Annotated in this window: 10 protein-coding genes and 1 pseudogene; 10 read left to right on the top strand and 1 reads right to left on the bottom strand. The window is 66.7% G+C overall.

The features are described from left to right. From ftsW to lpxC, 8 genes and pseudogenes are all read left to right on the top strand, one after another. A complete protein-coding gene (gene ftsW, locus O0J15_RS00240) occupies positions 1–1,320 on the top strand; it encodes a putative lipid II flippase FtsW (protein ID WP_308304884.1) in 1,320 nt (439 codons plus the stop codon). Then, on the top strand, positions 1,317–2,405 hold the full coding sequence (murG, locus tag O0J15_RS00235) for an undecaprenyldiphospho-muramoylpentapeptide beta-N-acetylglucosaminyltransferase (protein ID WP_155028955.1): 1,089 nt from the start codon (positions 1,317–1,319) through the stop codon (positions 2,403–2,405). The genes ftsW and murG overlap by 4 nt, the downstream gene beginning before the upstream one ends. Before the next feature lie 40 nt (positions 2,406–2,445). Beyond that, positions 2,446–3,882: a UDP-N-acetylmuramate--L-alanine ligase gene (gene murC / locus O0J15_RS00230; RefSeq protein WP_019661073.1), complete on the top strand. Its 1,437-nt coding sequence runs from the start codon at positions 2,446–2,448 to the stop codon at positions 3,880–3,882. Continuing rightward, positions 3,879–4,841, top strand: coding sequence for a D-alanine--D-alanine ligase (locus tag O0J15_RS00225; RefSeq protein ID WP_180877114.1), 963 nt, complete (start codon positions 3,879–3,881; stop codon positions 4,839–4,841). The genes murC and O0J15_RS00225 overlap by 4 nt, the downstream gene beginning before the upstream one ends. Beyond that, positions 4,838–5,512: pseudogene (locus O0J15_RS00220) on the top strand (cell division protein FtsQ/DivIB); the annotation flags it as partial. The gene O0J15_RS00225 and the pseudogene O0J15_RS00220, both read left to right, overlap by 4 nt. A gap of 71 nt (positions 5,513–5,583) precedes the next feature. Beyond that, entirely contained in the window at positions 5,584–6,819 is a 1,236-nt protein-coding gene (gene ftsA, locus O0J15_RS00215; protein WP_005408083.1) for a cell division protein FtsA, read from the top strand. Positions 6,820–6,988: 169 nt separating this feature from the next. Further along, a complete protein-coding gene (ftsZ, locus tag O0J15_RS00210; RefSeq protein ID WP_058980418.1) occupies positions 6,989–8,224 on the top strand; it encodes a cell division protein FtsZ in 1,236 nt (411 codons plus the stop codon). A 171-nt stretch (positions 8,225–8,395) separates the two neighbouring features. After that, positions 8,396–9,307 (top strand): UDP-3-O-acyl-N-acetylglucosamine deacetylase, encoded by a 912-nt coding sequence (gene lpxC / locus O0J15_RS00205; RefSeq protein ID WP_019661076.1) that lies wholly within the window; start codon positions 8,396–8,398, stop codon positions 9,305–9,307. Positions 9,308–9,589: 282 nt separating this feature from the next. On the opposite strand, the gene O0J15_RS00200 is transcribed toward lpxC, so the two are convergent. Next, positions 9,590–10,039 (bottom strand): DUF721 domain-containing protein, encoded by a 450-nt coding sequence (locus O0J15_RS00200; protein ID WP_026347140.1) that lies wholly within the window; start codon positions 10,037–10,039, stop codon positions 9,590–9,592. Between the two features lie 12 nt (positions 10,040–10,051). Here O0J15_RS00200 and O0J15_RS00195 point away from each other — a divergent pair, with 12 nt between their 5' ends. Beyond that, positions 10,052–11,008 carry a M23 family metallopeptidase gene (locus tag O0J15_RS00195; protein WP_019661077.1) on the top strand — a complete coding sequence of 319 codons (957 nt, stop codon included), beginning with the start codon at positions 10,052–10,054 and terminating at the stop codon, positions 11,006–11,008. A gap of 278 nt (positions 11,009–11,286) precedes the next feature. Next, on the top strand, positions 11,287–14,019 hold the full coding sequence (gene secA / locus O0J15_RS00190) for a preprotein translocase subunit SecA (RefSeq protein WP_111108789.1): 2,733 nt from the start codon (positions 11,287–11,289) through the stop codon (positions 14,017–14,019). The last annotated feature ends 52 nt before the right edge of the window (positions 14,020–14,071 follow it).

Here is a 14,071-nt window from a genome sequence, read left to right as displayed (position 1 = left end):
ATGAACGACCTGTCCCGCCAGGCAACACGCCTTGAAGCCATCGAAGGCAGCTACGACAAGTGGCTGCTGGGCGCGATCATCGCGCTCACCGGCATTGGCGTGGTGATGGTGGCGTCCAGCTCGATCGCGCTGATGAGCAGCCCGTTCTACTACCTCAACCGCCACCTGATCTTCCTGGCGGTGGGTATCGTGCTGGCGGTGCTTGCCGCCCGTACCGAGCTGAAGTCCATCGAGCAGTACAACCAGATGCTGCTGCTGGGCTGCTTCGTGCTGCTGCTGGCGGTGTTCACGCCGGGCCTGGGCAGCACGGTCAACGGTGCGCGCCGCTGGATCAACCTGGGCATCTCCAAGTTCCAGACGGTCGAGGCGGTGAAAGTGCTCTACATCGTCTGGCTGTCCAGCTACCTGGTGCGCTTCCGCGACGAGGTCAACGCGACCTGGCCGGCGATGCTCAAGCCGCTGGGCGTGGCCGGTGCGCTGGTGGTGCTGCTGCTGCTGCAGCCGGACTTCGGCTCGTCCACCCTGCTGCTGGCGATCACCGCCGGCATGCTGGTATTGGGCGGGGTGAACATGCCGCGCATGTCGATGCCGGTGATCATCGGCCTGGTCGGCATGAGCGCGCTGGCGATCATCGAGCCGTACCGCATGCGCCGCATCACCTCCTTCCTGGACCCGTGGGCCGACCAGCAGGGCGACGGCTACCAGCTGTCCAACGCGCTGATGGCGGTGGGCCGTGGCGAGTGGACCGGCGTCGGCCTGGGCAACTCGGTGCAGAAGCTGTACTACCTGCCCGAAGCGCATACCGACTTCATCTTCTCGGTCACCGCCGAGGAATTCGGCTTCCTGGGCACCTGCGTGATCGTGGCCCTGTACGCGCTGCTGGTCGGCCGGACCTTCTGGCTGGGCATGCGCTGCGTGGAAATGAAGCGCCACTTCTCTGGCTACATCGCCTTCGGCATCGGCCTGTGGATCAGCATGCAGACCTTCGTCTCGATCGGCGTGAACCTGGGCATCCTGCCGACCAAGGGACTGACTCTGCCGCTGATTTCCTCCGGCGGTTCGTCGGTGCTGATGACCTGCGTTGCGATGGGCCTGTTGCTGCGCGTGTCCTATGAACTCAAGCGTGCCGAGCGCCGCCAGGCCGTGCGCATCGGTGGTGCCGAAGACGCAGCTGCTGAGCCGGTGGGCGAGCCAGCCGTGCAGGTGGCCGCCAGCGCGCCGATCAGCGCCGGGGCGACGGCCGCAGCTCCAGCAAACGCCGCGCGCGGCACCAGCCGCCTTCAGTCGCGTATCGAACCGACCTTCGGGAGGCTGTCATGAGCGCGGCCACCGATAGCGTGCGCCCGGTGATGATCCTGGCCGGTGGCACCGGCGGTCACATCTTTCCCGGCCTGGCTGTGGCCCGCGTGCTGCGCGAGCGCGGCGTGCCGGTGACCTGGATGGGCGCCGACGGCGCGATGGAAACGCGACTGGTGCCGCAGCACGACATTCCAATCGACACGCTGGCCATCACCGGCCTGCGCGGCAAGGGCAAGCTGGCCCTGCTGGGCGCGCCTTGGCGGCTGATGCGCGCGCTGCGCGCTGCCGGCATGATCATCCGCAAGCGCCAGCCGCGCGCGGTGGTCGCCTTCGGTGGCTTTGCCTCCGGCCCCGGTGGCATGGCCACCCGCCTGCACGGCCTCCCGCTGCTGGTGCACGAACAGAATCGCGCGCCCGGCATGACCAACCGCATCCTGTCGCGCTATGCGCGCCGCCTCCTCACCGGCTTCCCGGGTACCTTCGCCGAGCGTGAGGAGTTCGTCGGCAATCCGGTGCGCGCAGAGATCGCCGCCACCGCACCGCCGGAACAGCGCTTCGCCGACCGCCACGGACCGCTGCGCGTGCTGGTGGTTGGCGGCAGCCAGGGCGCGCGTGCACTGAACACCGGCGTGCCGCAGGCGATCGCCGCACTCGGCCCCGGCATTCCGGTACAGGTGCGCCACCAGAGTGGCGAGAAAATGCACGCCGAAGCGGTGGAGGCGTATGCAAAGGCCGGCGTGCTGGCCGACATCACGCCGTTCATCGCCGACATGGCCGAGGCCTTCGCCTGGGCCGACCTGGTGGTGTGCCGCGCGGGCGCTTCGACGCTGGCCGAGCTGTGCGCGGTCGGTGTCGGCAGTGTGCTGGTGCCATTCCCCGCTGCCGTCGACGATCACCAGACCCGCAATGCGGAGTATCTGGTCGAGCGCGGTGCTGCGGTTTTGCTGAAGCAGGACGGAACGCTGGCCGACGGCATTGCCGCACTGCTGCGCGATCTGTCCGAAAATCCCGCCCGCCGCATGCAGATGGCGCAAGCCGCGCGTGCCCTGGCCAAGGTCGATGCCGCCGAGCGCATCGCCGATATCATTCTTGAGGAAGCTGTATGAAGAAGGCATGCCACCGCGCCTGCCCTGCGCGAGGCCGCGCATGATCCGTCGCCTGCACGACACCAACGACCTGGTGCGCGCGTTCCCGCGCGTGCATTTCGTCGGCATCGGCGGCACCGGCATGAGCGGTATCGCCGAAGTGATGCTGACGCTGGGCTATGAGGTGTCCGGCTCGGACAACGCCGACAACGTGGCAACCCGTCGGCTGGCCAGCCTGGGTGCGCGCATCATGCGCGGCCACTCGGCAGCCAACGTACTGGGCACCGACTGCGTGGTGGTCTCCAGTGCCATCCGCGAAGACAACCCGGAACTGATGGAAGCGCGCAGCCAGCGCATTCCGATCATGCCGCGTGCGGCGATGCTGGCCGAGCTGATGCGCTTCCGCCGCGGCATCGCCGTGGCCGGTACCCATGGCAAGACCACCACCACCAGCCTGACTGCTGCGGTGCTGAGCGAAGGTGGCCTGGACCCGACGTTCGTGATCGGTGGCCAGCTGCTGGCGGCCGGTGCCAACGCCAAGCTGGGCGGAGGCCAGTGGCTGGTGGCCGAGGCCGACGAAAGCGATGGCAGCTTCCTGCGCCTGAACCCGCTGATGTCGATCATCACCAACATTGATGCCGACCATCTGGAAAACTACGGCAACGACTTTGCCCGCGTGCAGGCGGCGTTCGCCGAATTCCTGCAGCGCCTGCCGTTCTACGGCCTGGCCGTGCTGTGCATTGACGACCCGGAAGTGGCCGCGCTGGCCGCCAAAACCCCGCGTCACGTGATGAGCTACGGCATGAGCCCGCAGGCCGACGTGCGCGCCGAGAACGTGGTGCAGGAAGGGCCGCGCATGCGCTTCACCCTGCGCCTGCCGCAGGGCACCAGCCAGGAAGTGGTGCTGGCGCTGCCGGGCAGGCACAACGTGCTCAACGCGCTGGCCGCCGCCGCAGTGGGCTGGCAGCTGGGCGTGGCGCCGGATGCCATCGCGCGCGCGTTGGAAAGCTTCGCCGGTGTCGGCCGTCGCTTCAACGATCTGGGCGAAGTGACCACCGCCAGTGGTGCCAAGGTCCGTATCATCGATGACTACGGCCATCACCCGAGCGAGCTGGAGGCCGTGTTCGCCGCGGCCCGCGGTGGCTGGGCTGACAAGCGCCTGGTGGTGGCCTTCCAGCCGCACCGCTACAGCCGCACCCGTGACCAGTTCGACAAGTTCGCTGCGGTGCTGTCCAGCGTCGACGCACTGGTACTGAGCGAGGTCTACCCGGCCGGTGAGGAACCGATTGCCGGTGCCGACTCGCATGCGCTGGCCCGCGCCATCCGCGCCCGCGGCCGCAGCGAGCCGGTGGTGGTGGGCAAGGCTGCCGAACTGGCCAGCGTGCTGCCGGACGTGCTGCAGGACGGTGACCTGCTGCTGATGATGGGGGCGGGCGATATTGGCGCCGTGGCCACCCACATCGCGGTGGAAGGCTTCAAGGGGGAGGGCGAGGCGTGAGCACGCTGACCTTCCCGCCGCTGCGCGTGACCGACCCAGCCGAGTTCGGCCGCGTCGCCGTGCTGCTCGGCGGCAGTTCCAGCGAACGCGAGGTGTCGCTGGATTCGGGCCGCAACGTGCTCGAAGCCCTGCGGTCGCGCGGCGTCGATGCGTTCGCCGTCGATGGCATCCCGGCGTTGGCCAAGGCGCTGGCTGCCGGCGGCATCGACCGTGTGTTCAACATCCTGCACGGCCACAACGGTGGTGGTGAGGACGGCATCGTGCAGGGCCTGATGGACGCCTTCGGCGTGCCGTACACCGGCTCGGACGTGCTGGGCTCTGCGCTGAGCATGGACAAGATCCGTACCAAGCAGGTGTGGTTGTCGCTGGGCCTGCCGACCCCGCAATACCGCAAGGTCGACGCATCGAACGTGCATGCACTGGCGGCCGAGCTGGGCCTGCCGGTGGTGGTCAAGCCGGCCAACGAAGGCTCCAGCGTGGGCATCAGCCGGGTCACCGACGAGGCTGGCCTGGACGAGGCCGTGACCCTGGCCGCGCGCTACGACGGCCAGCTGCTGATGGAGCAGATGGTGGTGGGCGATGAGCTGACCGTGGCCATCCTCGGCGACGTTGCCCTGCCGTCGATCCGCATCGTGCCCAAGGGCCAGTGGTACGACTACAACGCCAAGTACATCGCCGAGGACACCCAGTACCTCTGCCCGGGCCTGGAGGGTGACGACGAAGCGGAAATCCGGCGCATCGCGCTGGCCGCGTTCCGCGCGGCCGGCTGCCGTGGCTGGGGCCGCGTGGACGTGATGCGCGACCGCAGCAGCGGCCGTTTCTTCCTGCTGGAGGTGAACACCGCGCCGGGCATGACCAGCCATTCGCTGGTACCCAAGGCGGCCCGTCAGGCCGGCATCGGTTTCGAGGAACTGGTGTGGCGCGTGCTGGAACAGACCCTGGAGGCTTCGCACGCATGAACGCGGTGCTGCGCATCTTCGTCTGGCTGTTGGCGCTGTCGGTGGTTGCACTGCCGGTGGTGGCCGTGGTCAATGGCTGGGTCGGCGCCGAGCGCTGGCCGCTGGCGAAGCTGCGCGTGCATGGCGAGTTCAAGCGGGTACCGGCCGAGCAGCTGCAGCAGGTGCTGCTGCCGTATGCGCGCGCCGGCTTCTTCGCGGTCAAGCTGCAGGACGCGCAGGACGCACTGGAAAAACTGCCGTGGGTGGAAAGCGCGCGGGTGCGCAAGCAGTGGCCGGACGTGCTGGAAGTGACCCTGGTCGAGCACAAGCCGTTCGCGCGCTGGGGCAACGACCGCCTGGTTTCCGAGCAGGGCAAGTTGTTCCCCACGCCGAAGAAGCTGGCCGACCTGGCGTTGCCCGAACTGGACGGCCCGGACAGCCAGACCGAAGAAGTGATGAAGCTGTACAGCGACTCGCGTGCATTGTTCGCACCGGCCGGCGTCGATGTGCGCCGGGTAACGATGGATGCACGCGGCAGCTGGTCGCTGGTGCTGAGCAACGGCACCGAAGTGGTGGTCGGCCGTGACGATGCGCGCTCGCGCCTGCAGCGCTTCGTCAAGGTACTGCCACAGCTCAACCGCCAGGACGCGCCGATCGAGCGCGCCGACCTCCGCTACACCAATGGTTTCACGCTGAGCTGGGGTACCCCGGCCACGCCGGCGAAAACGCCGGCGACCCCAGCCAGCAGGACGCAGGAAAGGACATGAATCGCAAGGGTGACAAATCGCTGATCGTTGGCCTGGACATCGGCACCTCCAAGGTGGTGGCGCTGGTGGGCGAGTATTCGCCGGGCAACCCGATCGAAGTGATCGGCATCGGCTCGCACGAATCGCGCGGGTTGAAGCGCGGCGTGGTGGTGGACATCGAATCGACCGTGCAGTCGATCCAGCGCGCGGTGGAAGAAGCCGAGCTGATGGCCGGCTGCGAGATCCGCTCGGTGTACGCCTCGATCTCCGGTAACCACGTGCAGTGCAAGAACTCGCCCGGCATCGTGCCGATCCGCGACGGGGAAGTGACCTGGGGCGACCTGGATCGCGTGCTCGATGCGGCCAAGGCGGTGGCGATTCCGGCCGACCAGAAGATCCTGCACGCGATCCCGCGCGAGTACGTGCTGGACGATTCGCAGGAAGGCATCCGCAACCCGGTCGGCATGACCGGCGTGCGCCTGGAGGTGCATGCGCACCTGGTGGTGTGCGCGCAGTCGGCCGCGGCCAACATCAGCAAGTGCGTACAGCGCTGTGGCCTGCAGGTGGACGACCTGGTGCTGTCCTCGCTGGCCTCCAGCGTGGCGGTGCTGACCGCTGACGAACGCGAGCTGGGCGTGGTGCTGGTCGACATGGGCGCCGGCACCACCGACATCGCGGTGTTCGTGCAGGGCGCGATCTGCCACACGGCCTCGCTGCCGATTGCCGGCGACCACGTCACCAACGATATCGCGCACATGCTGCGCACGCCCACCCCGGAAGCCGAGCAGATCAAGGTGCGCTACGCCTGCGCCCTGGCCCAGCTGGCCACCGCCGAGGAAAGCATCCAGGTGCCGTCGGTGGGCGACCGTCCACCGCGCCGCATGCCGCGCCATTCGCTGGCGCAGGCGGTGCAGGGCCGCTACGAGGAGATCTTCGAGATGGTGCAGGCCGAACTGCGCCGCTCCGGCTTCGAGGAACTGGTGCGCGCCGGCATGGTGCTGACCGGTGGCGCCTCGAAGATGGAGGGCGTGGTCGAACTGGCCGAGGAAATGCTGCAGATGCCGGTGCGCGTGGGCATCCCGCAGCACGTCACCGGCCTGGGCGAAGTGGTGGGCAACCCGGTGCACGCCACCGGCGTGGGCCTGCTGCTGATGGGCAGCCAGATCGAGCACCCGCGGCGGCCATCGCTGCCGACCGGGCGCGCTGGAAGCATGTTCAAGAAACTCAAGACCTGGTTCCGCGGCGAGTTCTGACGCGGAACCCGCAACTCCGGGCCCGGCCCGGCGCAACACCCGCAGTACCCGCATCACAACGCAACAACGCAATACACAACCCACACAGCCGCAACGGCAACATGACACGCGAAGGCAGGAGGCCCGACCGTCCATGCCACCGACAAGCGGATACAACGAGGACACGGACATGGCGCATTTTGAACTGATCGAAAAGATGGCACCCAATGCGGTGATCAAGGTGGTTGGCGTGGGCGGCGGCGGCGGCAATGCCGTGGCGCACATGGTCAACTCGGCGGTGGACGGCGTGGAATTCATCACCGCCAACACCGACTCGCAGGCCATCAAGAATTGTGGTGCCAAGCTGCAGCTGCAGCTGGGTACCAACGTGACCAAGGGCCTGGGCGCAGGCGCGAACCCGGAAGTCGGCCGCCAGGCCGCGCTGGAAGACCGTGAGCGCATCATGGACGCGCTGCAGGGCGCGGACATGGTGTTCATCACCGCCGGCATGGGCGGCGGCACCGGCACCGGCGCTGCGCCGGTGGTGGCACAGCTGGCCAAGGAAATGGGCATCCTGACCGTGGCCGTGGTCACCAAGCCGTTCCCGTTCGAAGGCCGTCGCCGCATGCAGGTGGCGCTGAAGGGCATCGAGGAACTGAGCCAGCACTGCGACTCGCTGATCACCATTCCGAACGAGAAGCTGATCACCGTGCTGGGTCGCAACGCGACCATGATCCAGGCCTTCCGCGCCGCCAACGACGTGCTGCAGGGTGCCGTGCAGGGCATCGCCGACCTGATCGTGCGTCCGGGCCTGATCAACGTCGACTTCGCCGACGTGCGTACCGTCATGTCCGAAATGGGCCTGGCGATGATGGGCACCGGCACCGCCCGTGGCGATGACCGCGCCCAGGCCGCCGCCGAAGCCGCCATCCAGAACCCGCTGCTGGATGATGTGAACCTGGCCGGTGCCAACGGCATCCTGGTCAACATCACCGCCGGCGCCGACTTCACCATGGCCGAGTTCGACGAGATCGGCCGCACCATCGATGGCTTCGCTTCCGAAGACGCCACCGTGGTGGTCGGTACCGTGCTGGATCCGGACATGCAGGACGAAGTGCGCGTGACCGTGGTCGCTACCGGCCTGAACCGCGTTTCGGCCAGCAAGACCCAGCGTCCGGGCGAGCGTGCGCCGATCAAGCTGGTCCGCAATGCCACGACCGGCCAGCCGGAGTTCGGCGACTTCGACAACGGTGGCGACGCCGTGTCCAAGGCCGTCGGCGGCATGGGCCTGGGCCTGCGTCGCGCCAGCAGCGATACCGCGGCCGCTTCGGCCCCGTCGGCGCCGTCCTCCTCGGCCCCGGCTGCGGCGGAACTGCCGAACGACTACCTGGACATCCCGGCGTTCCTGCGCCGCCAGGCGGACTGAGCGGGGCGGCCCGGGGTTGTCCTCCCCGGGTAGCGCCACCATGTCCTGAAAACGCGGGCGCCGGGCCAGGATGGGCCCGGCCGCCCTGCTTCACGCGCGTCCTGCCGGCGTTTCAGCCGGGGTAGGGGAGCGTGCGTGTTAATCTAATGTGTCACTTCCGGTCCATCCCCCATGATCCAGCAACGCACCCTCAAGAACACGATCCGCGCCACCGGCGTTGGCCTGCACAGCGGCGACAAGGTCTACATGACCCTGCGCCCGGCACCGGTCAACCATGGCATCGTGTTCCGCCGCGTGGACCTGGACCCGGTGGTGGAAGTGCCGGCCAAGGCCGAGCTGGTCACCGAAGTGACCCTGTGCACCGGCCTGACCTGCAACGACGCCAAGATCCAGACCGTCGAACACCTGATGTCGGCGCTGGCTGGCCTGGGTGTGGACAACATCATCGTCGAACTGTCCTCGGCCGAGCTGCCGATCATGGACGGTTCGGCCGGCCCGTTCGTGTTCCTGCTGCAGTCGGCAGGCATCGTGGAACAGGATGCGCCCAAGCGCTTCATCCGCGTGCTGAAGACCGTGGAAGTGACCGAGGGCGACAAGGTGGCCCGCTTCACCCCGTACGAGGGTTACAAGCTGGGCTTCACCATCCAGTTCGACCACCCGATGATCCCGGCCAAGCAGTCGCGCCAGGAAATCGAGTTCTCGACGCTGGCCTACACCAAGGAAATCTCCCGCGCGCGCACCTTCGGTTTCATGCGCGACCTGGAATACATGCGCGAGCGCAACCTGGGCCTGGGCGGTTCGATGGACAACGCCATCGTGCTGGACGAGTTCCGCGTGCTCAACGAAGACGGCCTGCGCTACGCCGACGAATTCGTGCGCCACAAGATCCTCGATGCGATCGGCGACCTCTACCTGGCCGGTGGCCAGGTGCTGGGCGCTTACGAGGGCTTCAAATCCGGCCACGCGCTCAACAACAAGCTGGTGCGGGCGCTGATGGCCGACGCCACTGCCTGGGAATGGGTCAGCTTCGACTCGCCTGCCACCCCGGGTCCGGTCGAATACGCCACTCCGGCCTATGCCTGATTCCGTAGGCCGTTGAATTTAAAGATAAAAACGCCGCCATCCAAGGCGGCGTTGTTGTTTCCGGCGCAGACGACGCATTCAGTGTGCTTGAAAAGGCATCAAGGCCGGTTCGAGGTCACGGTTTTGTGAACCTGTTGGATCCGAAGCCTGAATTTAACGCCGTTTTAACAACAATCTAACGACAGGCCCCTGGATGGCCGCTAGGATGCGACCCGGCCCCCGAAATGTTTCACGCCGTGGTGACACGCGCGACGGGGAGCGGAGCCGGATGCTCCGTTGCCATCATGACCGTTTCTTCGGTTTGGAAGGAACGTCCTGCAGGCAAGCCAAGGCGTCGCGTAGCCCTTTGTGCGTGGCGGCTGAAACTGCGTGGGGTCCATTCCGGTTGTCGAGCGCTGGGGAGCGCGTGGGAGTGGGAGACGCAGTCTTGATGGTCACCTTGGTGGCCTTCAGCCCGATGGAACGGGCCGCGTCGAGCAACTGGGCTTCGGCAAGCCGCAACTTGGCATGCCAGACCGGGGATTCGACGAGAAAAACGAGGTGTTCCCCGTCCACATTGGCCAGTCGGCAGCGGCTGCGCAGAGGTGGCGGCAACTGGGGGCGCAACTGTCGGTCCAGCGCGTCGAGCCACAGGGCACGCCGCAGCGGGTTCCCGCTTTTGTCCGCCATTACCGCATCCAGCGCCGGTTTCGGTGCCGACGCGGGGCGAACGCTGGATTTCGGCTCAGACATGAAAACTCACTGATGGCATTCAAAAAGATCGTAATCAAAACGCGTGAAGGACAGGCCAAATCGTCGCCGATCACGCGTTTGCGGTTCTATTTCGAGGACCGCCCCCGCGCCCTGCTGGGCAGCGTGCTCGGGGTAGGCTGCATTATCGGCCTTGCTGGCGGCATTGGCGTCAGCGCGCTGAATGATTCCCGGCTGCAGGCCAAGGTCGAGCGCCAGGATGCGGAGCTGGCCAAGGTCAAGCGCGATGCGCAGACCCAGGTCAACGCGCTGGCGGCCCGTCTCGGCGAGCTGCAGGCCCAGGCCACCCGCCTCAACGCGCTCGGCGAACGGCTGACCCAGATGGGCAAGCTGGAGGATGGCGAGTTCGACTTCAACGAGACCCCCGGTCTCGGTGACGGTGACGCAGGCGGTCCGACCAGCGACATCCCGGTCAAGGACGTCAACGCCGACTTACAGGTGCTGGAGCAGCGCTTCGCTGCTTCAGGCCGCCAGTTGTCGGTGATGGAGTCGCTGATGTTCGACCACCAGCTGCAGCAGAACGCCGTGCCTTCGCGCATGCCGATCCGCAACAGCTACGTGACCTCCGGCTTCGGCACCCGTGCCGACCCGTTCGGCCGAGGCGCCGCCACCCACAAGGGCATGGACTTCCACGCCAAGGTCGGTGACCCGGTGATGGCCGTGGCCGAAGGCGTGGTCAGCTTCGCCGGCGTGAAGGGGGGCTACGGCAACGTGGTCGACGTCGACCACGGAAATGGCTACGTCACCCGCTACGCGCACAATTCCCGCCTGGTGGTGAAGGCCGGCGACCTGGTCCGTGCCGGCCAGGAAGTGGCCAAGGCCGGTTCCACCGGTCGTTCGACCGGCGCCCACGTGCACTTCGAGGTGTGGGAGAACGGCAACGTGGTCAACCCGCGCAAATTCCTCGGCGACGGCGGCAACACGCCGGTCGGCCGCGTCAGCCGCGGCTGATCCCGGGTCGGATCCCTTCCGCGCCGCGGGAGGGCTCTGACCCGATGCGGTTGACCTGGTAGTGCCGGCCGCTGGCCGGCAACCTCATGATCTTCGGCAGCATCGCGGATCACCGGCCAGCGGCCGGCACTACCCCCTCGGGGTTGAAACCTCAGCCGCCCGTCCCAAGCTACAATGGGTGTTGCCATCGACAGGGCGCCAGGCGCCCTGTTTCGTTTGCGGCGGACGGATCCCCAGGGGGAGGCCGGGCGTCGTGTCCATCCAACCCGGTTCCTTCAATGATCAACAGCCTGCTTACCCGCGTATTTGGCAGTCGTAACGAACGACAGCTGCGCCAGCTCAACCGCATCGTCGCCAAGATCAATGCGCTGGAGCCGGAGATCGAGAAGCTTTCCGACGAGCAGCTTCAGGCCAAGACGCCGGAGTTCAAGCAGCGCATTGCCGGTGGTGAAGCCCTGGACAAGGTGCTGCCGGAAGCGTTCGCGGTGTGCCGCGAAGCCGGCCGCCGCGTGCTGGGCATGCGCCATTACGATGTGCAGCTGATCGGCGGCATGGTGCTTCACCTGGGCAAGATCGCAGAAATGCGTACCGGTGAAGGCAAGACCCTGGTGGCGACCCTGCCGGTGTACCTCAACGCGCTGGAAGGCAAGGGCGTGCACGTGGTCACCGTGAACGACTACCTGGCCCGCCGCGACGCCGCGCAGATGGGCAAGCTGTACAACTGGCTGGGCCTGAGCGTGGGCGTGGTGTATCCGGGCATGCCGCACAGCGACAAGCGCGAAGCCTACGCTGCGGATATCACCTACGGCACCAACAACGAATTCGGTTTCGACTACCTGCGCGACAACATGGCGCTGTCCAAGGCCGACCGCTACCAGCGCGGCCTGCACTACGCCATCGTCGACGAAGTCGACTCCATCCTGATCGACGAAGCGCGTACTCCGCTGATCATCTCCGGTCCGGCCGACGATTCCCCGGAGCTGTACATCCGTGTCAACCGCGTCGTGCCGCACCTGGTCAAGCAGGAGAGCGAGGACGGCGAAGGTGATTTCTGGGTCGATGAGAAGGGCAAGCAGGTGCACCTGTCCGAAGCGGGCATGGAGCACGCCGAGCAGCTGCTGGTTGAAGCCGGCATCCTCAACGGCGAAACCGAAGGCCTGTACGCGGCGCAGAACCTGACCGTGGTCCACCATCTCAACGCCGCCCTGCGCGCGCACGCGATCTACCAGCGCGACGTTGACTACATCGTGCGCGACGGCGAAGTGGTCATCGTCGACGAGTTCACCGGGCGTACCCTGGCCGGCCGCCGCTGGTCCGATGGCCTGCACCAGGCGGTGGAAGCGAAGGAAGGCGTGCCGGTCCAGCGCGAGAACCAGACGCTGGCGAGCATCACCTTCCAGAACCTGTTCCGCATGTACAAGAAGCTGTCCGGCATGACCGGCACGGCCGATACCGAAGCCTTCGAGTTCCAGAGCATCTACGGCCTGGAAGTGGTGGTGATCCCGACCAACCGCCCGACCATCCGCAAGGACAGCCCGGACCAGGTGTTCCTCAACCGCAAGGGCAAGTTCAATGCGGTGCTGGCCGACATTGAAGAGTGCGCCAAGCGCGGCCAGCCGGTGCTGGTCGGTACCACCTCGATTGAAACTTCGGAAATGCTGTCCGAGCACCTGAGCAAGGCCGGTGTGAAGCACGAAGTGCTCAATGCCAAGCAGCACGACCGCGAAGCGACCATCGTCGCCAACGCCGGCCGTCCGGGCGCGGTGACCATCGCCACCAACATGGCCGGCCGTGGTACCGACATCGTGCTGGGCGGTTCGCTGGAAGCAGAGCTCCACGCGCTGGGCGAGGACGCGACCGACGAGCAGAAGGCCGCGGTCAAGGCCGACTGGCAGAAGCGCCACGAGGCAGTGAAGGCGGCGGGCGGCCTGCACATCGTCGGCACCGAGCGCCATGAGTCGCGCCGTATCGACAACCAGCTGCGTGGCCGTTCCGGCCGCCAGGGTGACCCGGGTTCGTCCCGCTTCTACCTGTCGCTGGAAGACAACCTGATGCGCATCTTCGCCTCCGACTGGGTGCAGAAGGCCATGCGCATGATGGGCATGAAGGAAGACGACGTCATCGAAGACCGCCTGGTCAGCCGCCAGATCGAGAAGGCGCAGCGCAAGGTCGAGGCCCACAACTTCGACATCCGCAAGAACCTGCTGGACTTCGACGACGTCAACAACGACCAGCGCAAGGTGATCTACGCCCAGCGCGACGAGCTGCTGGACGCCGAATCGGTGAAGGACAACGTCGACGGCATCCGCGACGACGTGATCTTCGACGTGGTGGCCCGCTTCGTGCCGCCGAACTCGATCGACGAGCAGTGGGACCTGCGTGGCCTGGAAGCGACCCTCGAGTCGGACTTCGGCCTGCAGATGTCGCTGACCGACCTGGTCAAGGAACACGAGGAGCTGGACGCCGAGGCGATTGCCGCCAAGGTTCAGGAACGCGTCAACCAGCACTTCGCCGAGAAGGAAGCCGGCGTGGGCGAAGAGACCATGCGCGCGCTGGAGAAGCACGTGATGCTGACCGTTCTGGACCAGAGCTGGAAGGAGCACCTGGCGCGCATGGATTACCTGCGCCAGGGCATCTACCTGCGTGGTTACGCGCAGAAGCAGCCGAAGCAGGAATACAAGAAGGAAGCCTTCGAGCTGTTCTCGGACATGCTGGAAAACGTCAAGCGCGAAGTGGTGACCCTGCTGTCGCGCGTGCGCATCCGCAGCGACGAGGAAGTGCAGGCGCTGGAAGCGGCCGAACGCCAGCAGGCCGAAGCCCGCCTGAGCCAGTCGCAGTTCCAGCACCAGGACGTGGGCGGCTACAGCGCCGACGAGGAAGCCGCGCAGGTGCAGGCTGCCCAGCAGGGCGTGGCGCAGATGCAGCGCGACGAGCCGAAGATCGGCCGCAACGATCCGTGCCCGTGCGGCAGTGGCAAGAAGTACAAGCACTGCCACGGCCAGCTGAGCTGATGCCGAAGAGCCCCGCGAAAGCGGGGCTTTTCGTTTGTGGCAGGGGAGTTGC

It is taken from the genome of Stenotrophomonas sp. Sm10 (assembly GCF_030985515.1).
Lineage (GTDB): Bacteria > Pseudomonadota > Gammaproteobacteria > Xanthomonadales > Xanthomonadaceae > Stenotrophomonas > Stenotrophomonas hibiscicola.
Note: the sequence above shows the minus strand (reverse complement) of the source record. Positions and strands in the feature narration are given on the sequence as shown.

Excerpts from the sequence above, each read along its gene's own strand:
- lpxC (WP_019661076.1), top strand. The coding sequence starts at position 8,396 with ATGATCCAGCAACGCACCCTCAAGAACACGATCCGCGCCACCGGCGTT.
- O0J15_RS00195 (WP_019661077.1), top strand. The coding sequence starts at position 10,052 with ATGGCATTCAAAAAGATCGTAATCAAAACGCGTGAAGGACAGGCCAAA.
- O0J15_RS00200 (WP_026347140.1), bottom strand. The coding sequence starts at position 10,039 with ATGTCTGAGCCGAAATCCAGCGTTCGCCCCGCGTCGGCACCGAAACCG.
- murG (WP_155028955.1), top strand. The coding sequence starts at position 1,317 with ATGAGCGCGGCCACCGATAGCGTGCGCCCGGTGATGATCCTGGCCGGT.
- murC (WP_019661073.1), top strand. The coding sequence starts at position 2,446 with ATGATCCGTCGCCTGCACGACACCAACGACCTGGTGCGCGCGTTCCCG.
- ftsW (WP_308304884.1), top strand. The coding sequence starts at position 1 with ATGAACGACCTGTCCCGCCAGGCAACACGCCTTGAAGCCATCGAAGGC.
- ftsA (WP_005408083.1), top strand. The coding sequence starts at position 5,584 with ATGAATCGCAAGGGTGACAAATCGCTGATCGTTGGCCTGGACATCGGC.
- ftsZ (WP_058980418.1), top strand. The coding sequence starts at position 6,989 with ATGGCGCATTTTGAACTGATCGAAAAGATGGCACCCAATGCGGTGATC.
- secA (WP_111108789.1), top strand. The coding sequence starts at position 11,287 with ATGATCAACAGCCTGCTTACCCGCGTATTTGGCAGTCGTAACGAACGA.